This window comes from Oceanospirillum linum, from assembly GCF_001995095.2.
Lineage (GTDB): Bacteria > Pseudomonadota > Gammaproteobacteria > Pseudomonadales > Halomonadaceae > Oceanospirillum > Oceanospirillum linum.
Map to the genome: position 1 here is coordinate 170,628 of NZ_MTSD02000005.1, position 20,760 is coordinate 191,387.

The window sequence follows — 20,760 nt, forward strand, 5'->3', positions numbered from 1 at the left end:
TACTTTATGTGACTGGCTTTTTTCGTTTGTCTTCTTTCTTTGATTTCTGCTTCTGATCTATAGCGGGCCCGTTTTTTCTCTTGTCAGTGATTTTATTTAGCCTACGGTTGTAATCTCCCACAGAGCCCTTATATCTCTGCCACTGACTATACGGGCTTCCCGTATCGCTCCCTATTCTGCAGGTTTAGCTTTTATGCCTGTCAGCGCACTGAATTGTCAAAAGGTGTTCTTAATGACCAAAGCACTCTCCATACGTGGCCTGAAAAAGGTGTACGGCAATGGTTTTGTCGCCCTGAAAGGCATTGATCTGGATGTTGAACAGGGGGATTTTTTTGCTCTGCTTGGGCCAAATGGCGCAGGCAAGTCCACAACCCTCGGCATTGTCAGCTCTCTGGTAAATAAGTCGGAAGGCAGCGTTTCGATTTTTGGTGTTGATATTGATAAGGATTTTTCCAAAGCGAAGCGTTTTCTGGGGGTTGTGCCTCAGGAGTTTAACTTTAATCAGTTTGAGAAGGTGAAGGATATTGTCCTGAGCCAGGCAGGTTATTACGGAATCCCCCGTGCAGAAGCCAAAGCCCGGACGGAGACCTTTCTGAAAGAGTTAGGCTTGTGGGATAAACGCGATAATGCTGCGCGTATGTTGTCAGGCGGTATGAAGCGTCGACTTATGATTGCACGGGCTTTGATTCACAAACCGCGCCTGCTGATTCTGGATGAGCCGACTGCCGGTGTGGATATTGAGCTGCGCCGCTCCATGTGGGAATTCATCAAGAAGATCAACCGTGAGGAAGGCACTACAATTATTCTCACCACTCATTATCTGGAAGAGGCTGAAAGTCTGTGCCGCAATATCGCCATTATTGACCAGGGAGATATTGTGAAGAACACCACGATTAAAGCATTGCTGCAGCAACTGAATACCGAGGTTTTCATTATGGACACGGTAGAAAAACTGACTCAGGCACCTCAGGTTGAAGGCTTTGAAACCCAGCTGCTTGATGAGCACAGCTTTGAGGTGGTAATGCAACGTGGGCAGCACCTGAATGATGTGTTTGTTCAGCTGAACACAGTCGGTATTGGTATCAGCTCTATGCGGACTAAGTCGAACCGGCTTGAAGAGTTGTTTGTTGAGTTGGTGGAGCAGGATCGTAACAAACAAGGTGCTGCAAACAGGGAATCAGATCAAAAAGATAAGGTGTCTGCATAAATGAGTGTTCAGGAATATTGGATTGCGTTTACCACCATTCTGCAAAAAGAGATCAGCCGGTTTACCCGTATCTGGGCTCAGACGCTGCTGCCTCCGGCGATCACGATGACGCTTTATTTTGTCATCTTCGGTAACCTGATCGGTAGTCGGATTGGTGAGATGGGAGGTTTCTCCTATATGCAGTTTATTGTACCGGGGCTGATCATGATGTCGGTGATCACTAACTCCTACTCCAACGTGGTGTCATCCTTTTATGGGGCGCGCTTTCAGAAAAGTATCGAAGAGTTGCTGGTTTCTCCGACGCCAAACTGGATCATCTTAAGCGGCTTTGTACTGGGTGGTGTCGCACGGGGCCTGACCGTAGGCTTTATCGTAACCGTCCTCTCCCTGTTCTTTACGGATCTGCATCTGCACAACCTTTGGATCACGATTCTGGTGGTGCTGATGACATCGATTTTGTTTGCCCTGGGCGGCTTTGTGAACGCCATGTTTGCCCGCAGTTTCGATGATATCTCTATCGTGCCGACCTTTATTCTGACGCCGCTGACTTATCTGGGCGGCGTGTTTTACTCCATCTCTTTGCTGCCGGACTTTTGGCAGGGTGTTTCCATGCTGAACCCGATTCTCTACATGGTGAACACCTTCCGCTACGGCATTCTTGGTGTATCAGATATTGATGTGGTCTACGCCCTGTCCGCTGTTGCTGTCTTTATTGTGGCGATGTTCACCCTCTGTCTGACACTACTCAATAAAGGTAAAGGCATTCGGAGTTAAATGATGAGTGATTCGAAGCAAGTGCATAGGGATGAGCAAGCCAGCCCAGAGACGTCTCTGCTGGGTAAAGAAACTCAATATGTTGATCAGTACGATGCGGGTCTGTTGTTTCCGATTCCCCGCCAGCCGAAACGTGATGAGATCGGTCTTGGGCAGCTGGATGCAGAAGAGGGGGGCTTACCCTTTTTTGGTCAGGATATCTGGAATGCTTTTGAACTATCCTGGCTGAATGCTAAGGGCAAGCCTGAAGTCGCAGTTGCCGTGTTTCGAATTCCGGCGGATTCGGAAAATATTATTGAGTCCAAATCGTTCAAGCTTTATCTCAACTCCTTTAACCAGACTAAATTGTCTGGCTGTCATGAGCTTCAGGCAACGCTGGAAAAGGATCTGTCCTCAGCGGCAGGTGCTCCGGTTATGGTTGAACTGCATGGTCTGGATGGTGCAATAGCGCTTCAGGTGGTCGAGCCCAAAGGTCGTTGTATTGATGGTCTGGATATCGAGGTAAGTCATTACCACCCGGAGCCCTCGTTGCTGAAGAACCAGAGCGAGTTGATTGTCGAGGAGACACTTTACAGCCATCTGCTGCGTTCTAACTGCCCGGTAACCGGTCAACCGGACTGGGCAACGGTTGAGATCAGCTATACCGGTAAGAAGATCGATAAAGCAGGGCTTCTGGCCTATATCATCTCCTTCCGCCAGCACAATGATTTCCACGAGCAGTGTGTCGAGCGCATGTTTGTAGATCTCAGTCAGCGCTGCAAGCCGGAAGAGTTGACGGTGGTCGCACGCTATACCCGTCGGGGTGGGTTGGATATTAACCCGTGGCGTTCTTCGAATCGCCCGGATTTGGAAAACCGGCGTTTTGTCCGGCAATAGTTCTGTTGGCGTTCAGATGCAGGAAGTGCCGGTAACTAAAGCATAAAATCTTTTTACCGGCATTTGTATCTTGTGCCTCGGGTATCCCGAAGAAACTATTCCGGCTTATCTGTTTGAGGATGGGGTTCCTGGTGCACCTGTTCTTCAGGTTCGGAGGTGTGAGCCGTCTCAGGTTCCTCCTGGCTGGTTGTTTCTTCAGATTGGCCGATTAATGCGCTATGTTCTTCTTTCAGCTGTTTTATGTCCTGTTCATGCTGCTCTTTATAACGGCTTAATAATACCTTGGCCTTTGTCAGCTGATCGCGGTAATGCGTTATTTTCTCTTCGACAGCAGCGGCTTCTTTGCGGCTCAGCTTGATATATTCTTCTAAGTCGAGCAGCGAGCTGTTTTGTTGCTCTGCGATGTCTACGGTACTCTCGGCACTAGCAGGGTTTTCAAGTAAGCCTTCGATCAGTTTGCGTAAATTAGCCGTTAGCAGAAGCTTCTCATTGAGCATATTTCGCAGCTCACTAATCTCCCCGGTAACTTTGACAGAGTCTTCTTCGCTTAAACTGGGACTAACCGGAATAAAGCCCGCTCCCTCCATTTGTGGTGACGGGTCTGCGGATGCTTCCAGAGAGGCTGATGGTTGTATGGCCTCTTCCGGGTCGAGTGCCAGGGAGTCATGCCCTTCCTCGGTACTGATGGAGGAACCGGACTCATGACTTTCCGTCATGGCGGCGACTGGTGGTGGCACGGTATCTGTCTCATTCTGATCTTCGCCGCGAAGAATACGAATCTGTTTTTTCAGAAAGCGGGTATGTAAAAAGAGAAAGAATATGCCTCCCGCCAGCAGCAGGAAGAGCTGTATAATACCAACAAGTGCCAAAGTGGACAGAACCATGTCAACGTTTCCTTAAAGACTCAGATCTTGGCATCATAACCTGTATTGCTGGTAAGCTCTATGCTGGTTTTAATGGCTTGAAAATAAGCCGGAATACAGCTTATCAGAGTGGTTATTGTCACTTTATGGGCGCTTTATACCAGTAGGATGTATGCATCTATTGGGTCGAAAAATGGGGTTTATATGCAAGCTGATACTTTACTTTTAAATCGAAATTCTCATCCCAAGCTGGCCGGTGAGCTACCAGATGCTGATACACTGGAATTTATTTATCAGGCTGCCTTACGGGCTCCTGACCATGGTTGTATCCGTCCATGGCGCTTTATCGAGTTTTCCGGTGCCGGGCGTGAACGTCTGGGGGAGATATTTTTTCGTGGGCTGATGGCCCGTAACCCGCAGGCTGATGAAGCCCAGCAGAATAAGGTGCGCATGATGACATTAAGAGCGCCTTTGATTATTGCTGTGATCGCCAAGGTTACAGAGGACCACCCGAAGGTTCCTGTCATTGAACAGGTGCTTTCTGCCGGAGCCGCTGCACAGAACATGATGCTGGCAGCTTATGCAAAGAATTTGGGGGCGATCTGGCGTACCGGTGATGTGGCATTTGATCCTGTCGTGAATCAGGAACTGGGTCTTGAAGGTGAAGACCAGGTCGTTGGCTATCTCTACATTGGTGATGTTGAAGGTCGTAATAAACCTCTGCCTGAACACAGTACTGAAGATTTTGTTGAGCGTTGGAGTTGATAGCTGGTCTCTGCAAAAAAGTAACACAGCAACAAAACAGGAGTGAGCAGTGCATCAGGCTCGGGTTGATCAATTTTTAGACCATGTTAAATCATCCATTCCTCTGGTGAATCATCTGGGGCTGAACCGGGTAATTTTTGAGAACAATGAAGTGTGTTTTCATGTTTCCCTGGCACCTAATCTGAATGATAAAGGAACAGGGTTTGGCGGTTCTATTAGTGGGCTTTGCACACTGGCAGGCTGGGCGCTGACAACTCTGCTTTTGATTGAAGCGGATCTTGAGCGAAATGTTGTGGTTAAAACCGGTACGATCGATTTTTTTGCACCAGTGACTTCTGATTTTGTTGTCCGTTGCTTTTGCCCTGACCTGAAGGGTAGTGATCTTCTGATCGATAAGGTGCAAAGTAAAGGGCGAGGCCGCTTACCCATAGTGGCGGAAATCAGTCAGGGTGATGTGCTTGCCGTTCGTTATAGTGGTGATTATGTTGCATTGGACAGCTAAAGCTCTGCATAGAGTTGGTGCTGGTTCCATTGAAGGGTAAGTACTTGAGATTTATAAAAAAGTTATAAAAAACACCAAAAAAAGCTTGCTCTGGGGGAAACCCCTCCCTATAATACGCGCCATCTGTTGAGCGACTGTTGTTGTTCAGGCAAGATATTGCGGAGAGGTGGCCGAGTGGTCGAAGGCGCACGCCTGGAAAGTGTGTATACCGAAAGGTATCGAGGGTTCGAATCCCTCCCTCTCCGCCACGAATTCTAAAGCCCGCTGATTCTATGAATCAGCGGGCTTTTTCGTTTAAATCCCTGAAGACATTCGTGGCGTTATCGGTACGCGATGGATCAAGAAGTCCCTTCGAGGCCTGACATATCTGAAGCAACACGTCAGCTTGTTATTGAATACTCAAAAGAGAGTGCTCTGATCGAGTACACGTGCAGTCTTTTGCCTGATTCCCCAAAGATACTGAGATCGTTGGTTTGATGCCTGTTTATCTGAAATTGAGAATGATGGGGACATTCCATCTGTGCAAACTCCCGTACCTTCAATCGGCGCTTTAACAGGATGCCGGATAAACTGGGATTGAAGCCGGATACAGGGGGAGAAACTGTTAAGAAACTTCCACTCATTGAGACATGCGTTCAGAGCGAATGCCCGTGGCTTTGACATCGCTAAGGAAACAGCTGATTTGATTGGCGGCTGGCGCGATCAGGAGGGTAGAACCTCTGCTGATTCCTATGGACTGCACTTTGAGATGTTTATCGGTGAGCTGAAAGAGGCTATTGATAGGATTGAGTACAGGGTTGAGTTTTAAGTTTTGAATACTTGGGGTGAGAAATAATAAGACCTACTATGTGTCAGAAAGGAGTTTCGGTGGTAGGCCTATATTCGGTATATCTGAGGCTAGTTGCTTGTTGGCTCTAGCAATTTACAGGGTTTGTCGATGCTGCTGTTGTACTCAACAATCTTATGCCAGTTGAGTTCACCGCTATCGTCAACAAAGTTAATCGCTAGTTGTTTGAGAAGGCGGTTTTTCGTTCTTTTATAAGACTCCATATATTGCTGACGATGTTCTAGAGCAAATTTACCAATCGAGTCTGAAATTCTCAGATAGAAATCCTTCTCACCTGACAGTAAGTACCAGAAGGCCTGTCCTGCATGTTTCTCCGTTTTTGACGCTTTGGCGGCTTTGTTTCTGCCATAGCCATAGCCAATAATAGGGCGGATCTCTTTTCCTAGCTTTCTTAGGCGAGACTTTAACTCAAGAAATTCAGTTGATTGCCCCTTCGTGCTTTGCGAGTTAAAGATGTTGGTTCCAGACTTAACTGCAATAGCTAGATATGAGTTTGCAGTTTCGATGGCAAGGTCTGTTCCAGATGCGCTACCGACAGTTACAGATTCCCTTTTTTCGTGATCAACCAAAACAGCATTCTTAGCTGTCCAAAAGGCTAGCGGCTCAAAGAAATCGTTTCCAAAAAGAGTTTCGTCTGAACTAGATAGGAAGGCATCGAGCATGGCCTCGATTAGCTCAGATGAATCATTTAGCCCTATAGAACGAAATAGATATGGGTTTTTCTTCAGTAGTCTCTTTAGGTCGATCTCATCAAGTTTGGCAAAGCGTTTCTCGTAAAGAATGTTAAGTAATCGACTAATTTCTCGATCCAGTGCATCCTGTTTAATCATGTCTGCTCCCTGTTTGGTATTGCTTAAGTTTGTTGTGGACTGATGTCCCTCGCATTCTTTTTGAATTGACTTTTGAGTTCCCCAGAGCAACCGCTCTTAGCATTTCGCCAATAGCTTTCCCTAATGGAATTGGAACTGCATTACCAATTTGTTTGTAACAGTTGGCTAGAGATCCTTTGAAAATCCAGTGGTCAGGAAACCCTTGGATGCGCGCATATTCTCTGACTGATAAAGGTCGTAACTCACGAGGATGTCCTAGCAATGTTGCTTTTTGAGATGGACTGGTGACAAGTGTTGGTGATGGCTCATTGAAGCTGAGCCGTCTAAAAAAGCCTACCTTGCCGCCCCCTGATTTGTATGCACCTCCCATAGCTTCTTCAACTAAATTCTGAGGGAGAGATTTCCAGTTCCCGCCTTCAGGAACTAATTTGAGGTACTTGAGAATTTTTTCGGATAACTTCCCACTTGGGCCAGGATCTTTAAGGCCTGCCAGTGCATCACCTAATGTTTTCCAACGCATTGCCGGATTTTGGTGGAAGTGAAAGTGGGTAGGCATTGGAAGATAAACTGGTTCGTTGTCTCTGCTGCCGATAATAATAAGTCTTTCTCGAAATTGAGGGGTTCCATAATGCACTGCATCTACAACGTCATGGACAGTGTGATAACCAATACGTCTGAATTCATCTAGAATGACTTCTAGAAGGGGGCGTTCAAACACAGTTCCATTATCCACCATCATTGAAGCCAAGCCTTTTACATTTTCCATGACGAAAAAGCGAGGTCGAACAGAGTTCACTACATGTACAAATTGCTGATATAGCTGTCCTCTTTCATCCTGCTCTCCCCTGCGTCTGCCTGCCGTAGAGTATGCTTGACAAGGAGGGCCACCAACAACGGCAAAGACATCTTCTTGTCGAACTTTGGCCTCTTCTAGAAGGAAGTTGCACGATGGGTCTTGTTCAATGAGTTCCCGAATGTCGCCTTCGATTGCTTTGTGATTGTTAGCCCGAATAGTTTCGATGCACCACTTATCGAAATCCTGAGAAACGGCAACATGTAGGCCAGCTTGCTCCATGCCAATATCAAGTCCCATTCCTCCTGAGAACAGAGAAATTACAGGATATGCTGGTGTGTTCGATAGAGACCTTACATTTTGCATTGGTTTAGACTTCTAACTTCAAGTGTTAAGTCAGCTTACGCTGGAGAGGAGGCTGCTTTCAAAAGGATTGGAATTCTAAAGCGTTTGGAGCCATCTGTCATAATTATCAGCTCAAATTTTCACCACAAATTTTCGAAACCCTGTATAACGCATATTCGCCAGCTGATTCCCCCGTTACCCCGTCTTAACAGCTCTCAAAAGAAACAGGCGGCTTACCCTCTCTAGTTACCTTACTCTCATTCATCCTGTTGCTGACTCATGCTTTCTTAGCAGATCCCCTCAAGCGAACTACCATGGCTTATATGCTTAGTTAACGGCAAAGTCATAATCAGCTGCTAAGCTTTATAAGAGCTTTGGTTTGTGACGTCTTCTTTTAGATATAGTTAATATATCTTGCCTCCATCATGTAACGTTAAGTATCTTGGTGGTATGGACTACAAACCTGACTGCGCTAAATGTGATTCTGACTCTGCGTAGTAAATAACCCTGATCGTTAATGAGATGCCTATCTATGAAAACATGGTCGTTACGAAATAAACTACTTTTGTTCTCTTTACTACTGCTTGCACTGGCTTTAGGTGGGCTGTCATGGGTTGCCAGTAATGCTATGAAGCATACATCTGATGAAGTTATCAGCCAGATTTCAGTATCCAGCCGGGATCGGGTTTTCAGCATTCTCAGGCAGGCTTCATACCGTGTCAGTACTGAGGTCAGCAGCTATATGAATCGGGCTTTTGATACGCCGGTTACAATGAATCGAATTATTAGCGCGGGTCTGGATGATCCCGACAAGCGGATGAGCCGTGATGAGGTTAAGGTCATGGTGCGTCAGGCTCTCGAGGCGAATCCTCTGGTCAGTTCTGCCTATATTCAGTTTGAGAAAAATGGTTATGGCGATGAAGATGCGCTAATGGTTGGAACGGGCGATCATACAACCGTGATTGGAACACTGGAGACCTATTGGGTACGTGAAGCCGGTTCGTTGACGCACTACGTAACGGATGATCCTCAATCCAAGTATTCGGAGACACCTAACGATCTGGGCGACCGGGAGTCTGAATGGTATTTGTGCAGTTACGAAACCAGTAAACCCTGCATTGTAGAGCCTTATCTTTATGAAATAGAGCCCGGCAATGAAGTTCTGATGACAAGTTTGGTAACACCTCTGGTACGTAAAGGGCAGTTTGTCGGGGTTGCCGGTTCAGACATCAACTTGCCCGTGCTGCAAAAACTGATGAAAGAGATGTCTTCAAAACTGTTTGGCGGGCAGGCTCAGCTGCATCTGATTACATCTAAAGGCCGCATTGTAGCCAGTAGCCAGTATACGGACAAACTATCCCGTCCGCTTACGGAAGCCAGTCAGGTGTTTTCTGATGCGATTCAGGGCAAAAATGGTGAAATTTTCAAACATAATGAGCTGTTAATTGCAGATCAGCCTGTGCAGATTGAAGCCCCGAACACTCGGTGGCGCCTGATACTGACTGTGCCTGAGTCAGTGGCTTTTGCTGGCGTTAACCAGCTTAAAGCAGATCTGCAGGAAGATGTACGTAATACCCAGGGAACCCTGCTGGTGTTCTCATTGGTTATTATTGGCTTAGCCGTAGCAGCCATTATTATTTTTGTTGGTACGATTACGCGCCCTTTAAATCAGATGCGTGAGCGTGTTTTTAACCTCAGTAGTGCTGATGGTGATCTGACGCAGACGCTTAAGGTTGAAAATCATCGGGAATTGATTGAAATAGGTCAGGGAATTAACCAGTTTATTGCTAAGCTGCGGGATATGATTCTTGCGCTACAGGAGCAAAGCTTACAGGTGCAGAAACAAACAAACCTGCTGAGCGAAGCAACGACCATTACCTCAGAGACCATCGCCCGGCAAACCGCTGAAACGGATAGTGTGGCCACTGCAATGGGAGAGATGGCTTCAACCAGTGCTGAAGTTGCGCGCCTTGCTTCCACCAGTGCGGAAGGAACTCAGGTTTCAGAGAAAATTCTGCAAAATACTCAGGCAAGCTTTGATCACAGTGTGGAGCAGGTGCAGACTATTGCTCAGGCTATGGCAGAGAACAGTAAGCGTATCGCTAAAGTATCAGCCCGTAGTGATGATATTAACCAGATTGTGAAGACGATCTCGGATATTGCTGAGCAGACAAATTTATTGGCCCTGAATGCGGCGATCGAAGCTGCCCGTGCCGGAGACCAGGGACGTGGCTTTGCTGTTGTAGCTGATGAGGTACGTACGCTTGCTGCTAATACCCAGAAGTCTACAGAAGAGATTAATGAGCTGGTGAAACGCTTACAAAGCAACGTTGGTGAAGCGGTAGAGCAGATTGAAGCAAATAAGAGCCGCTCAGAAGAGACGACCCAAAGTATTGCAGATAGTGTTGATAGCCTGAAAGAGCTGGCTACTCAGGTTAATCTCATTGCTGATAATACGGTACAGGTGGCGTCGGCAGCTGAAGAGCAAAGCCAGGTGAATCATGAAATCAGCCGGAGTGTTGTCGGCATAGGTGACACTGCGAAGGAGCTGAACGATCAGGCCCATACGATTGATGGTGTCCGTCAGGAACTGACACAGGTTGTTGGGTTGCTGGATGAGCAGCTGAGTCGCCTTAAAGTGTAGTACTTCCCTGCCGGGACATGCGCCCTGAAATAGCGCTGTTTGGTAATCTGTGTTTAAAAGGGCCCTCAATAGCTGACTAATCAGCTTTGGGGGTTTTTTGTGGCTGCTCTTGCATACTGAGATTGCTGTTACCGGTAGCTAAAGGGGCTCTGCAGCACAGTCAGCAGCTCATTGATACGTGTCATATCGCCCTTCTCAGCCTGCTCAATCGCTGCCTGAGCCATATGATTTCTGAGCAGGTAAACCGGGTTTGCCGTTTGCATTTTAGCCAGGCGCTCTGTTTCTGGTTGATGGTCTTCTGTGACTCTCTGATGGTATTGCCTCAGCCAAAGCTCAAAAGCTGATGGATAGGTACAGGTCGTAGCCAGCTTATCCTGTTGCTCGCTAACCGGTGTCTCACTAAGCAAGCGAAAAAACAGGGTTATATCGGTTTTCTGAGCTTCCAGCAGACGCCAGAGATCCTCGATCAACTGGCTGTCCCTGGTATCCTTTAGTTGCTGTGCAGAGGCTTGCTGATCGACCGACGGTTGCTCATACGCCTGCAGGCCTAAACGCTTGCGCATCAGCATCAGGTATTCCTGCTGATAGAGTTTTGAGAAGCGCCGCAATTCATTTTCCAGTAATGATTGAGCCGTTTTTTTATCATCGGATACCATGGGCATAAAACACTGGGCTAAACAGAGCAGGTTCCACTGCATGGCATCCGGCTGGCGCTTAAAAGCAAAGCGTCCCTGATGGTCAGAGTGATTGCTTACCAGACCAGCTTTATAAGTATCCATAAACTGAAAGGGGCCGTAGTCGAATGTTTCACCGATAATTGACATGTTGTCGGTGTTCATGACGCCATGTACAAAGCCATAGGCCTGCCAGTGGGCGACCAGGGTAGCGTTACGGAGAATCACCTCCCGAATCAGAGTAAGCGGTGGGTTATCGGCTTCGGCTGACTTGGGAAAATAACGATGGATCACGTAGTTGGTCAGCTGAGTGAGTTCGTCGAATCTACGGTTGTGGTAAAGGTGTTCAAAGTGACCGAATCGGATATGGCAGGGTGTCACCCGCAGTAGTGTTGCGCAGGGCTCCGGAAAGCCTTCCCGTAATATGGTATCCGTTGAACCCGCAATACAGAGTGCTTCAGTGGTTGGAATACCCAAACCTGCCATGGCCGCACTGGCCAGATACTCCCGAATACTGGATCGTAAAACAGCTCGACCATCCCCAAACCGGGAGTAAGCCGTTTTACCTGCGCCTTTCAGATGAATATCCCTCAGTATACCATCGGGCCCGAGATGCTCACCGAGCAGCAGACCTCGGCCATCCCCCAGTTGTGGATTGTAAACCCCAAACTGGTGCCCTGCGTATTTCATTGCCAAAGGCTCGCTGCCGTTGAACAGTCTCTGACCACTGGCAAACTCTGCCAGTTCCTGAAGATTAAGAGAGTTCAGATCCAGTCCCAGTTTTTGTGCCACATCGTGGTTGACGCTGGCGACCCAGGGATTATTGAGTGGCGATGGTGTCAGGGACTGATAGTGATGTGCTGGCAATTGCCGGTAATGGCTGGTCAGCTGCAGCTGATTCAGAGGGGTGAGGGTGACCGGCTGAGAGTTTGCGGGAGTACTCAAAATGCTGCTCTCTCTGAATGGGCTGAGTCTATATCATAGTTTTTTAGTCGGAATTGTCTATCCAAAGGACTTACAGGTCGCCTCAGTTAAAAAATACCTCTTAAAGCCTATACCCGTTGCCTGGTTTTTAGGCCTATAATCGATGTCCTAAAATTTGCCGCACTGCATCATAGACCGCTGATGAGCCTGTCTTTCAGACACTTTATTCAGAGTGCGTGCAATCAGCGGTCATGACTGCAGCTAATAAAAAGATAACAATCAAGAAGGCCCCCAATGACCGAACTGCTGCATACGATCCTGCTGGCGCTGGCTTTTCTGGCGCTACTAGGTGTTGTTTTTGAAGAAGTAATTCATATCAATAAAGCTAAGGTAACGCTGTTTCTGGGCACCGTTTCCTGGTTATTGATGTTTATCTTCCCCGAGAGTGATGCGGGGCTTGCCCGCATTGAAGAAGGGTTATCTGAGAGCATATCTGAGATTGCCGAGCTCTGGCTGTTTCTGGTTGCTGCGATGACCTTTGTTGCCTACCTAAACAAAAAAGGGCTGATTCAAAACCTGATCTATCTGTTTTTACCCTCGCGTATCTCGGAAAAGATGCTGCTGGTACTCACTGGCCTGTTCTGTTTTATCTTCTCCTCCATTGCCGATAACATCACGGCTACCCTGGTATCTGCTGCGTTGATACTCTCCCTTAATCTTGAGGCGAAAAAGACCCTGCGTTTTGCGGCACTGGTGGTCTTTGCGGTGAACTCCGGTGGTGTGGCACTGATTACCGGTGACGTAACCACTCTGATGATTTTCCTCTCCGGCCATGTCGGTGTGTTGCAGCTACTTTACCTGTCACTGCCTGCACTGCTGGGGGTGGTCGCACTGACCCTGATGCTCTCTTTCGGTCTTAAAGGGAATGTTGTCATTGAGAAGCGGATGACGCCAATCCGTAAAGTCGATCTGATTATTGCCGTCGTGTTCCTAAGCACCATTTTGCTGACGATCGCCTTCAATGCCTTGTTTCATATTCCGCCAATGCTGACCTTCCTGGCAGGCATGTCACTGATGTTTCTGGTGGCGCGCTTTTTTGAAGATGACGATGAAGACCCGATTATGGATTACATTCGGGTGATTGAGTTTGAAACGCTGCTTTTCTTCTTAGGGATTTTGCTACTGGTGGGAATGCTGAAAGAGATCGGTGTCCTGGAATCCTTAGTGAGTCTCTACGAACTGATGCCTCCGGTGTTGGCGAACTATATGATGGGCGTCTTATCGGCAGGTATTGATAACGTACCGTTAACGGCGGCTGTGCTGAAGTCCGGTATCGATATGACCACCCAGGAATGGATGGGGCTGACTTACGCTGTTGGTGTCGGTGGCTCTTTGCTGGTCATTGGTTCTGCTGCTGGTATCGTCATGATGAGCAAAATTGGCGCGCTGACCTTTGGTCGTTATGTACGCTTTATTTTGCCTCTGCTGGTCGCTTATACCATCGGTTATGCCGGAGCCTGGGTGCTGGGTCACTGGATGTTCTGATCCTGAACAGCCGTTGATAGCTTATACCCAAATACCATAAGACAGGCTGGCTATGCTGGCTTGTCTGCTTTCTGTCATACTAACTGAAACACCCTTTTTACTCCGACAGCTGAATGGCAGGAGCTATCTGTGTCTTCTATCGCCCGTCTTTCTCTTTCCCGGTCTCTTAGCTTCTCCTTTCGTCTTAATTTGCAGGCCCGTATGCTGATCCTGCTGGGCGGGTTTGCTCTCTTGCTGACCTTGACCATGGGAACGATCTCTCTGAACTTTATCGCACAAACATTGGAAACTCAGATGGGGCAGCAGGCGCTGGATGTGGCCCGCGCCGTCGCCCGCCTGCCACAGATTCAGGAAGGTCTGGAAGAGAATGATAGCCGTAAAATTCAGCCTTTGGTGGAGGAGGTGCGTTCGGCCATTGGTGCCCGATTTATCGTGGTTGGCGATGAAAATGGTGTTCGTTTCGCGCATCCTTTACCGGACAGAATCGGAAAAAAAATGGTAGGTGGAGATAATGCCCGTGCACTGGAGTCAGGTGAGGAGTATGTCTCAACGGCCATCGGCAGTCTTGGGCCCTCGGTGCGAGGCAAAGTGCCGGTTTTCTCCACTGGGCAAGAGGGTCCCCGGAAGGTGATAGGTATTATCTCCGTCGGATACATGCTGAATCAGGTGGACCAGGTTGTTGGGCATTACCAGACGGGGATCTGGTGGTTCTCGGCGGCTACGGTGTTGGTCAGTCTTATACTGGCCAAATTAATCAGTGATTATTTTAAGCGAGCTATTTTTGGCTTTGAACCCGAAGAAATTGCCCGCCTTTTTCAGGAGCGAAATGCAATATTGCAGTCTGTAAGAGAGGGAATTATCGCTATTAATCCACAGGGCGATATTACAACCTTCAACGAGGCGGCGCTTAATATTTTTGGCCTTGATCCCAGAGAGAGTATGTTAGGACGGAATATTCGTGACTTTCAGGCCAACAGTGATCTCTTGTAGGTGATACAGACCGGAAAACCTATTCTGGATAAAGAAGATATCGTTGGTGGGCAGCGCGTATTGGTTAACCGGATTCCTTTATTTCAGAACGCCAGTGGCCATGGGCCGGAAAAAGTTATCGGGGCTGTTTCCAGTTTCAGATTGAAAGATGAACTGGACAGGATGACGGACCAATTAAACCGAATGCAAATTTATGCGGATACGTTACGCAGTCAGGCCCATGAGTACTCCAACAAGCTGCATACCATTTCAGGTTTAATTCAGATCGGAGCGACTGATCAGGCAATTGACTTAATTGGCCAGGAAACCCGTGATCATCAGACGTTACTGCACTTTCTGCTTAGCGCTGTACCTGATCCTCTGCTTTCTGGTTGTATTCTTGGGAAATACAATCGAGCCCGTGAACTGGGACTGAACCTTGAGATTGACCCGGAAAGCCAGATGCAGGATCTGTCGGATGACCTGCCGAGGGAGCTTCTGGTGACTATTCTGGCCAATCTTCTGGATAACGCGATGGATGCTTCTCTGGCCGTGGGAAATGCCAAACAGATTCGACTGTCGATGACCGATTTGGGTCATGATCTGATCTTTGAAGTGGAAGATGAAGGCCCGGGAGTTGATCCTGAGCTGGTCGAAGCGTTGTTCGCAAAAGGTGTCAGCAGTAAACCGGGACAGAATCATGGCTACGGACTGTACCTGGTGGCTCAGGCGCTAAATCGCTTACAGGGTGATATAGCTCTGGAGCCGCTGGAACCAAAAGGTACCCGTGCGGTGGTTTATATTCCGAAGCAGGTCATTAAGGCGGAAGCTTAGGATGGTAAGGTGTATAATTTTTTTCTCTTTATAATTAACAGACCGCCAATAGACGCGTGCCATAAAAGCCAGAGAATAACCTGATAAGACGCCCCTACGAGAAAGGTAACTGACACGTATGACACAGGTTTTGCCGACACCGGACGGATCATCTGATCGCGCTCCCTATCGCATTGTGATCGCCGAGGATGACCGGCGTATCGCTGAAATTCAGCAGCGCTTTATTGAGAAAATACCGGGTTTTCAGGTGGAAGGGATCGCTTTGACACTGGGCGAGGCCCGGGATCTGACAGAGATCCTGCAGCCGGATCTGATTTTGTTGGATATTCATTTTCCTGAAGGCACTGGTCTTGAGCTGCTGCAGGAGTTAAGAGGCCGGAACCAGGCAACGGATGTTATTTTAGTAACGGCTGCCAAAGAAGCTGCAATACTTCAGGCTGCTCTGCGCGGCGGTGTGTTTGACTATATTCTCAAGCCATTGGTTTTTGATCGCCTGCAGGCCGCTTTGCAGAATTACAGTCACCACCGTCAGAAATTGGAAACTCTGGTGCAGTCTGACTGCAGCCTTGCACAGCAGGATGTAGATCAGTTGATGCCCCGCAGCGATGTAGCACCTGTGCTGAAGGCTACTACCTCAGATGCTGTAGCTTCTCCGACATCAGGTTTTAGTCAAAAGAGTTTGCCTAAAGGCATCGATGCATTAACGCTGGATAAGGTCAGAGCTGCTTTTGATTCAGATGTGGCTGACCTGGTTAACGCAGAGACTCTTGGCCGGATGGTTGGGGTTAGTCGCACCACCGCCCGCCGCTATCTGGAGTATCTGGTCAGTAATCAACAGTTGGAAGCGGATATCAGCTATGGAAGTGTGGGGCGTCCTGAGCGGCGATATCGGCGTATTGGCCACTAAATAACGAAGAAAAAAAGCCGGCATTCCTCTGTAGGAAACCGGCTAAAAGTGAGCACGAATGCTCGACCCATTCCGAATGTATACACACCTGATGAGAGATAACGCTCAGGTGAGCAACGGTGGTTTAGATTCTTAGGGAGGTAAAAGTTCCTGAATTATTCTTACTCATCAAAGAATGACGGTTTCTTAATTGGATCATTCACGTTTTTCTCCCGGTACTAAGTTTGTTCAGCTCATGCTTTTTTTTCATTATTCACGGCACTGAACTCTGTATCAGGGGCTGACTGATTACGCTTTTTTTGCAGTAGTCGCTGAATAACCGGAGCGGCAAGAACCAGTACCGTGATACAAACAATGACCAGTGTAATCGGGCGCTCCCAAAGAAAAGAAAGGCTGCCATCAGAGATCATCAGTGCACGACGAAGGTTGTTCTCCATCAGTCCCCCCAGTACAAAACCCAGCAGAAGCGGTGCCATCGGGAAGTTCAGCATTCTCAGACCAATGGCGGCAGCACAGAACACCACCATCATATAGATATCAAAGGTATTGAATGACACCAGGTAAACACCCGTGATGGCAAAGAACAGAATCATCGGCACCAGGACAGTACGGGGAATCATCAACAGCTTGGAGATATAAGGGATCAGCGGCAGGTTCAGAATCAGCAGGACGATATTGCCGATATACATAGACACAATCACCGACCAGAACACATCCGGGTTGTCGATCATCATGCGCGGACCCGGCTGAATACCGTAGGCGATCAGTGCGCCCAGCATGATAGCTGTGGTGCCTGATCCGGGAATACCCAGTGTTAGCAGGGGTACAAAAGAGCCGGATGAGGATGCGTTATTTGCTGCTTCCGGTGCAACCAGGCCACGTAGGGAGCCGGAGCCGAACTTCAGCTTCTCTTTCGCTTTCGCCAGATTACGCTCCATGCCGTAGGCCAAAAAGGCAGCAATCGTCGCACCGGCACCCGGCAGAACACCGACAATAAAGCCCAGCACGGAAGAGCGCAGTGCCGTAGGGGCCACCTCTTTCACTTCTTCTTTAGTAACGGCCATACTGCCGATCTGGCTGGAGTCTGTTTGGTTCTCTTCCTCTTTTAAATGGTCGCGTTTCAGAACCGCCATTACAACTTCTGCCAGTGCAAAGGTCGCCATCGCCAACAGCAGAAAACTGATGCCATCCATCAGATCAATATAGCCAAAGGTGAAACGCTCAACACCGGTTGAACGGTCGGTACCCACGGTTGAGATCATCAGGCCCAACACGGTCATCAGCAGAGCTTTAAGTACTTGCCCTTTGCCTGAGAAAGCCGCAACAGCGGTCAGGCCAAGAACCATCAGGGCGAAATAATCCGCTGATTGAAAGCTCAGAGACACACTGGCCAGCGCCGGTGCTGCCACTAAAAGGAAAATAGCTGAAATCGTGCCACCGGTAAAAGAGGCATAGGCTGCCAGAGCCAAAGCTTTACCCGCCTGACCTTTCTGGGCCATCGGATAACCATCAAAGGCGGTCACGACCGTACTGGAGCAGCCCGGCGCATTGATCAGAATGGAAGAGGTTGATCCCCCAAAGATAGCACCGTAGTAAACACCCGCCATTAGAATAATGCCCGATGAAGGCTCCAGACCATAAGTAATAGGAATCATCAGGGCGATGGCCGAAATAGGCCCGAGCCCCGGTAACATGCCGATAAACGTACCGACAAAACAGCCGACGAAAACCATCAGCAGATTCATAGGCATTACGGCAGTGCCCAGGCCTGTCAAAATACCGTCTAACATGGGCTTATCCTCCGAAACCGATCAGGGCAAACAGTTGCCCAGGTGCCAGATAGATATCCAGCAGTTGTGTCAGTGCAAACCAGAAAACCAGAACAAAAGGTAGCGATGCACCAAACAGGATCTTCTTGCGTCGCTCACCCAGTACCCAGAAACCGGCAAACAGGAAGAAGGTGGTGGCGATAACAAAACCCATCCACTTAAGGCCCATGGCGTAGATCACCATGATTGCCAGTAGTTTTGCTACTGTGGACCAGTCATAACCCTGGATCGGTTTCAGTTTGGGAGCAGCCTGTTCCTGAGAGTTTTTTTGCTGTTCCCGCCAGGCATTAATGACCAGGGTAGCCGACAGTACGGTTCCTAATACCGCCAGAACATAAGGTAGCGTGCTGGCGGTAAAGGGTTCGTACTCATCGCCGGGGAAATAAGGGATCAGTTGCGCTGATAACCCGTATCCGATCGACAGTGCCAGAAAAATCAGACCGCCGATCAGATCTTTATTCAGGCTTAAGGGTGGTTTGTTTGCACCTGAAGCAGGTTGTGCAGGTGTCTGATGGTTAGACATGACAAACTCCAGCCGAAGACAAAAGTCCCCGGAAAAGGTATTGAATACAGTTCAGAAAATGTTTATCTGCCCGCCTCTGCAATGTAGCCGGAGGGCTATATTAAATAGTAAGCAGAATGATGGAGAGGTCAGCGGCTAACAGAGCTTTCAGGCATAGGTAGCCGCTGTTGTTCACTCAGAGCAACACGGTGTTTACTTCAGAAAGCCCAGCTCACGCATCAGGCTGCCAACCTGTTCTTCCTGGGACTCAAGAAAGCTGACGAATTCCGAAGCAGGTTTGTAGTCGTTAACCCAGCCGTTACGGGAGCGTACAGTTTCCCAGGCTTCAGTGTCGTACATATCACCCAGTACTTTAGCCAACTCATCACGTTTGCTATCACTCATACCGGGGGCACCAAAGAATCCCCGCCAGTTAGCGAATACGGTGTTATTCCCCATCTCTTTCAGAGTTGGAACATTGGGAGCATCCGGGGTGCGTTTTGGTGCTGTTGTGGCCAGAATACGAACCTGGCCGGCTTTTGCCATTTCCAGTGCTTCACCCAGCCCGGTGGACAGAAGATCTGCTTCACCGGAAAGTAGCCCTGCCATCGCTTTACCTCCGGCATCATAGGCAATATAACGCAGGGAACGAGGATCAAAACCCTCCTCTTTAATCGCTGCAGCTGGAACCAGGTGATCCATGCTGCCTCGGGTAGAACCACCGGCAAATTTCACATTACGGGGGCTTTCCCTGAAATCGGCGACCACATCATTCCAGTGCTTGTAGGGACTATTGTTGCGAACCACCAGGGCACCATAATCCGCGATCGTACCGGCGACGGGTGTCAGGTCACGGAAGGATTGAGGAAATACACCGGTTAAAGAGCGAATGACAATAGGTGTGGAGTTCACCATCAGGGTATTTTTCTGCTGTTCAGCGGTTTCAATCAGATAAGCAATGGCTTTACCGCCACCTCCTCCGGATAGGTTCTGGAAGGAGACCTTTTTGACCAGACCGGATTTTTTCAGCGCTTCACCGGTGCCACGGGCGGTACCGTCCCAGCCGCCGCCAGCACCACCAGGCACCAGAAAATGAATACTGTCGACCTGTGCCTGAGCCGCATTGGCAGACAGAGGAACGGAGAGTGCACCGGTAAACGCGATAGCCGCGGCCATTTTCAGTAGCGTGCGGCGAGCGAAGGTAGATGGTGTCTTCATGATGGGGACCTCGTTGATTATTTTTATCGGGTTCTTTTCATTTCGTTTAACATCATGCCCGGTTAAGGCTCCTGAGAATGGCAGCAGGAGCCTTTCAGGCTTGTTCATGGCAAGTTGAACATCAGGTCAACCATAGTTAAGGCAGAGAGGAAGCAGAAGTTTATGAACTTAAAGGCTTTTTATTTCTTAAAGGCTATTTTGTTCATAAAAACCATAGGCGGGATCTGTCGGGGGAAAAGCAGAAAAATGCTGCGATGGTCATGACTTAGAGGGCGAGTTTCCTAGTCGGCACTGATGCAGCCCGTTATAATAGCCGGAATAATAACACCGATGACTGAACCGGTTTTTCCCACTTAATTGAGGCGACTATGGAACCCCTATTTGTACCTGACAGTGATCAGGTCCAGCGCTGGCTAAATGAAGGCTCAACCACGAACTACATCTGTGAGCACTGCGAAGGCTTGCACCTGACCGATCTGCAGCAGCTGGATGGTGTTCTTGATAGCCGGATTTTTGTCGAGTCGGATCATCTGGTGCTGACCACGGAAGTGGAGCTTCGCCCCACAGCGCTTCTGCCGCTGACCATTGAGATGGGGCGGATCAACATCGCTTTTCCGCACCTGAAAGTCTTTGTGGAAGTCTCGGACGACGCCCTACCCAAGTTGATTATGATGGATACCTTACATACCCGGGCTGGTGTTTCTTTCAGCCAGTTCCGCCACTTTCTGCTTAATGTGATGGAGTATACCCGGCAGTTAGTGAGTGACTGCCAGAATATGGGGGTCATCACTTATCCTGAAGGTCCCGAAGGGGACGAGGGTGAAAATGAAGGTGAGTATCTTCACTGAGTGATCTGCCACAGACCGATGAGCGAAATTTCGCCGATTTAAAATACCCGATCAGCAGGATCTT

The 20,760-nt window shown here is 48.6% G+C and carries 19 protein-coding genes and 1 tRNA gene; 13 read left to right on the forward strand and 7 right to left on the reverse strand.

Annotated elements, in window-relative coordinates:
- Positions 1-232 precede the first annotated feature (232 nt).
- Genes BTA35_RS12475 through queF form a run of 3 tightly spaced genes read left to right on the forward strand, consistent with a single transcriptional unit; the run spans position 233 to position 2,857 of the window.
- Positions 233-1,207 (forward strand): ABC transporter ATP-binding protein, encoded by a 975-nt coding sequence (locus BTA35_RS12475; protein WP_078320139.1) that lies wholly within the window; start codon positions 233-235, stop codon positions 1,205-1,207.
- On the forward strand, positions 1,208-1,981 hold the full coding sequence (locus BTA35_RS12480; protein WP_078320140.1) for an ABC transporter permease: 774 nt from the start codon (positions 1,208-1,210) through the stop codon (positions 1,979-1,981).
- 3 nt (positions 1,982-1,984) lie between these two features.
- Positions 1,985-2,857 (forward strand): NADPH-dependent 7-cyano-7-deazaguanine reductase QueF, encoded by an 873-nt coding sequence (gene queF / locus BTA35_RS12485; protein WP_103989737.1) that lies wholly within the window; start codon positions 1,985-1,987, stop codon positions 2,855-2,857.
- 95 nt (positions 2,858-2,952) lie between these two features.
- Here queF and BTA35_RS12490 read toward each other — a convergent pair whose 3' ends face one another.
- Entirely contained in the window at positions 2,953-3,741 is a 789-nt protein-coding gene (locus BTA35_RS12490) for a hypothetical protein (protein WP_078320142.1), read from the reverse strand.
- A 183-nt stretch (positions 3,742-3,924) separates the two neighbouring features.
- On the opposite strand from BTA35_RS12490, the gene BTA35_RS12495 reads away from it, so the two are divergent.
- The 4 genes from BTA35_RS12495 to BTA35_RS12510 all read left to right on the forward strand — a co-directional run bounded on the left by BTA35_RS12495 (position 3,925) and on the right by BTA35_RS12510 (position 5,795).
- A complete protein-coding gene (locus tag BTA35_RS12495; RefSeq protein WP_078320143.1) occupies positions 3,925-4,485 on the forward strand; it encodes a nitroreductase family protein in 561 nt (186 codons plus the stop codon).
- Between the two features lie 49 nt (positions 4,486-4,534).
- Positions 4,535-4,987, forward strand: coding sequence for a YiiD C-terminal domain-containing protein (locus BTA35_RS12500; RefSeq protein WP_078320144.1), 453 nt, complete (start codon positions 4,535-4,537; stop codon positions 4,985-4,987).
- A gap of 160 nt (positions 4,988-5,147) precedes the next feature.
- Positions 5,148-5,235: transfer RNA gene (locus tag BTA35_RS12505), tRNA-Ser, on the forward strand.
- Positions 5,236-5,609: 374 nt separating this feature from the next.
- Positions 5,610-5,795, forward strand: a complete 186-nt coding sequence (locus tag BTA35_RS12510; protein WP_078320145.1) for a hypothetical protein — start codon at positions 5,610-5,612, stop codon at positions 5,793-5,795.
- 89 nt (positions 5,796-5,884) lie between these two features.
- Here BTA35_RS12510 and BTA35_RS12515 read toward each other — a convergent pair whose 3' ends face one another.
- Together BTA35_RS12515 and BTA35_RS12520 are read right to left on the reverse strand one after the other, a co-directional pair.
- Entirely contained in the window at positions 5,885-6,664 is a 780-nt protein-coding gene (locus BTA35_RS12515; RefSeq protein WP_078320146.1) for a PmeII family type II restriction endonuclease, read from the reverse strand.
- Entirely contained in the window at positions 6,657-7,823 is a 1,167-nt protein-coding gene (locus tag BTA35_RS12520) for a DNA cytosine methyltransferase (protein WP_078320147.1), read from the reverse strand. Before BTA35_RS12520 ends, BTA35_RS12515 begins: the two co-directional genes overlap by 8 nt.
- Before the next feature lie 511 nt (positions 7,824-8,334).
- Here BTA35_RS12520 and BTA35_RS12525 point away from each other — a divergent pair.
- On the forward strand, positions 8,335-10,446 hold the full coding sequence (locus BTA35_RS12525) for a methyl-accepting chemotaxis protein (RefSeq protein WP_160055201.1): 2,112 nt from the start codon (positions 8,335-8,337) through the stop codon (positions 10,444-10,446).
- 128 nt (positions 10,447-10,574) lie between these two features.
- Here BTA35_RS12525 and BTA35_RS12530 read toward each other — a convergent pair whose 3' ends face one another.
- On the reverse strand, positions 10,575-12,065 hold the full coding sequence (locus BTA35_RS12530; protein ID WP_160055198.1) for a protein adenylyltransferase SelO: 1,491 nt from the start codon (positions 12,063-12,065) through the stop codon (positions 10,575-10,577).
- Between the two features lie 273 nt (positions 12,066-12,338).
- Between BTA35_RS12530 and nhaD the strand changes: the two genes are divergently transcribed.
- The 4 genes from nhaD to BTA35_RS12545 all read left to right on the forward strand — a co-directional run bounded on the left by nhaD (position 12,339) and on the right by BTA35_RS12545 (position 16,299).
- Positions 12,339-13,589 carry a sodium:proton antiporter NhaD gene (gene nhaD / locus BTA35_RS12535; RefSeq protein ID WP_078320149.1) on the forward strand — a complete coding sequence of 417 codons (1,251 nt, stop codon included), beginning with the start codon at positions 12,339-12,341 and terminating at the stop codon, positions 13,587-13,589.
- 129 nt (positions 13,590-13,718) lie between these two features.
- The gene (locus BTA35_RS18495) at positions 13,719-14,579 is read left to right on the forward strand and encodes a PAS domain-containing protein (protein ID WP_238377586.1); all 861 of its coding nucleotides are present in this window, start codon (positions 13,719-13,721) and stop codon (positions 14,577-14,579) included.
- Positions 14,580-15,392 carry a sensor histidine kinase gene (locus BTA35_RS18500; RefSeq protein ID WP_238377587.1) on the forward strand — a complete coding sequence of 271 codons (813 nt, stop codon included), beginning with the start codon at positions 14,580-14,582 and terminating at the stop codon, positions 15,390-15,392. It begins immediately after the preceding gene.
- A gap of 118 nt (positions 15,393-15,510) precedes the next feature.
- On the forward strand, positions 15,511-16,299 hold the full coding sequence (locus BTA35_RS12545; RefSeq protein ID WP_078320150.1) for a response regulator: 789 nt from the start codon (positions 15,511-15,513) through the stop codon (positions 16,297-16,299).
- A 233-nt stretch (positions 16,300-16,532) separates the two neighbouring features.
- Here the strand turns inward: BTA35_RS12545 and BTA35_RS12550 are convergent, their stop codons facing one another.
- The 3 genes from BTA35_RS12550 to BTA35_RS12560 form a co-directional block, all read right to left on the reverse strand.
- On the reverse strand, positions 16,533-18,089 hold the full coding sequence (locus BTA35_RS12550) for a tripartite tricarboxylate transporter permease (protein ID WP_078320151.1): 1,557 nt from the start codon (positions 18,087-18,089) through the stop codon (positions 16,533-16,535).
- A gap of 4 nt (positions 18,090-18,093) precedes the next feature.
- Complete coding sequence (locus BTA35_RS12555) at positions 18,094-18,651, reverse strand: tripartite tricarboxylate transporter TctB family protein (protein WP_078320152.1); 558 nt, start codon at positions 18,649-18,651, stop codon at positions 18,094-18,096.
- 192 nt (positions 18,652-18,843) lie between these two features.
- Entirely contained in the window at positions 18,844-19,848 is a 1,005-nt protein-coding gene (locus tag BTA35_RS12560) for a tripartite tricarboxylate transporter substrate binding protein (protein ID WP_430522267.1), read from the reverse strand.
- Positions 19,849-20,216: 368 nt separating this feature from the next.
- Here BTA35_RS12560 and BTA35_RS12565 point away from each other — a divergent pair, with 368 nt between their 5' ends.
- Positions 20,217-20,696, forward strand: a complete 480-nt coding sequence (locus BTA35_RS12565; RefSeq protein WP_078320153.1) for a YbjN domain-containing protein — start codon at positions 20,217-20,219, stop codon at positions 20,694-20,696.
- The last annotated feature ends 64 nt before the right edge of the window (positions 20,697-20,760 follow it).

Coding starts and splice junctions, on each gene's coding strand:
- BTA35_RS12475 (WP_078320139.1), top strand. CDS start 233: ATGACCAAAGCACTCTCCATACGTGGCCTGAAAAAGGTGTACGGCAAT.
- BTA35_RS12480 (WP_078320140.1), top strand. CDS start 1,208: ATGAGTGTTCAGGAATATTGGATTGCGTTTACCACCATTCTGCAAAAA.
- queF (WP_103989737.1), top strand. CDS start 1,985: ATGAGTGATTCGAAGCAAGTGCATAGGGATGAGCAAGCCAGCCCAGAG.
- BTA35_RS12490 (WP_078320142.1), bottom strand. CDS start 3,741: ATGGTTCTGTCCACTTTGGCACTTGTTGGTATTATACAGCTCTTCCTG.
- BTA35_RS12495 (WP_078320143.1), top strand. CDS start 3,925: ATGCAAGCTGATACTTTACTTTTAAATCGAAATTCTCATCCCAAGCTG.
- BTA35_RS12515 (WP_078320146.1), bottom strand. CDS start 6,664: ATGATTAAACAGGATGCACTGGATCGAGAAATTAGTCGATTACTTAAC.
- BTA35_RS12520 (WP_078320147.1), bottom strand. CDS start 7,823: ATGCAAAATGTAAGGTCTCTATCGAACACACCAGCATATCCTGTAATT.
- BTA35_RS12525 (WP_160055201.1), top strand. CDS start 8,335: ATGAAAACATGGTCGTTACGAAATAAACTACTTTTGTTCTCTTTACTA.
- nhaD (WP_078320149.1), top strand. CDS start 12,339: ATGACCGAACTGCTGCATACGATCCTGCTGGCGCTGGCTTTTCTGGCG.
- BTA35_RS12545 (WP_078320150.1), top strand. CDS start 15,511: ATGACACAGGTTTTGCCGACACCGGACGGATCATCTGATCGCGCTCCC.
- BTA35_RS12550 (WP_078320151.1), bottom strand. CDS start 18,089: ATGTTAGACGGTATTTTGACAGGCCTGGGCACTGCCGTAATGCCTATG.
- BTA35_RS12555 (WP_078320152.1), bottom strand. CDS start 18,651: ATGTCTAACCATCAGACACCTGCACAACCTGCTTCAGGTGCAAACAAA.
- BTA35_RS12560 (WP_430522267.1), bottom strand. CDS start 19,848: ATGAAGACACCATCTACCTTCGCTCGCCGCACGCTACTGAAAATGGCC.
- BTA35_RS12565 (WP_078320153.1), top strand. CDS start 20,217: ATGGAACCCCTATTTGTACCTGACAGTGATCAGGTCCAGCGCTGGCTA.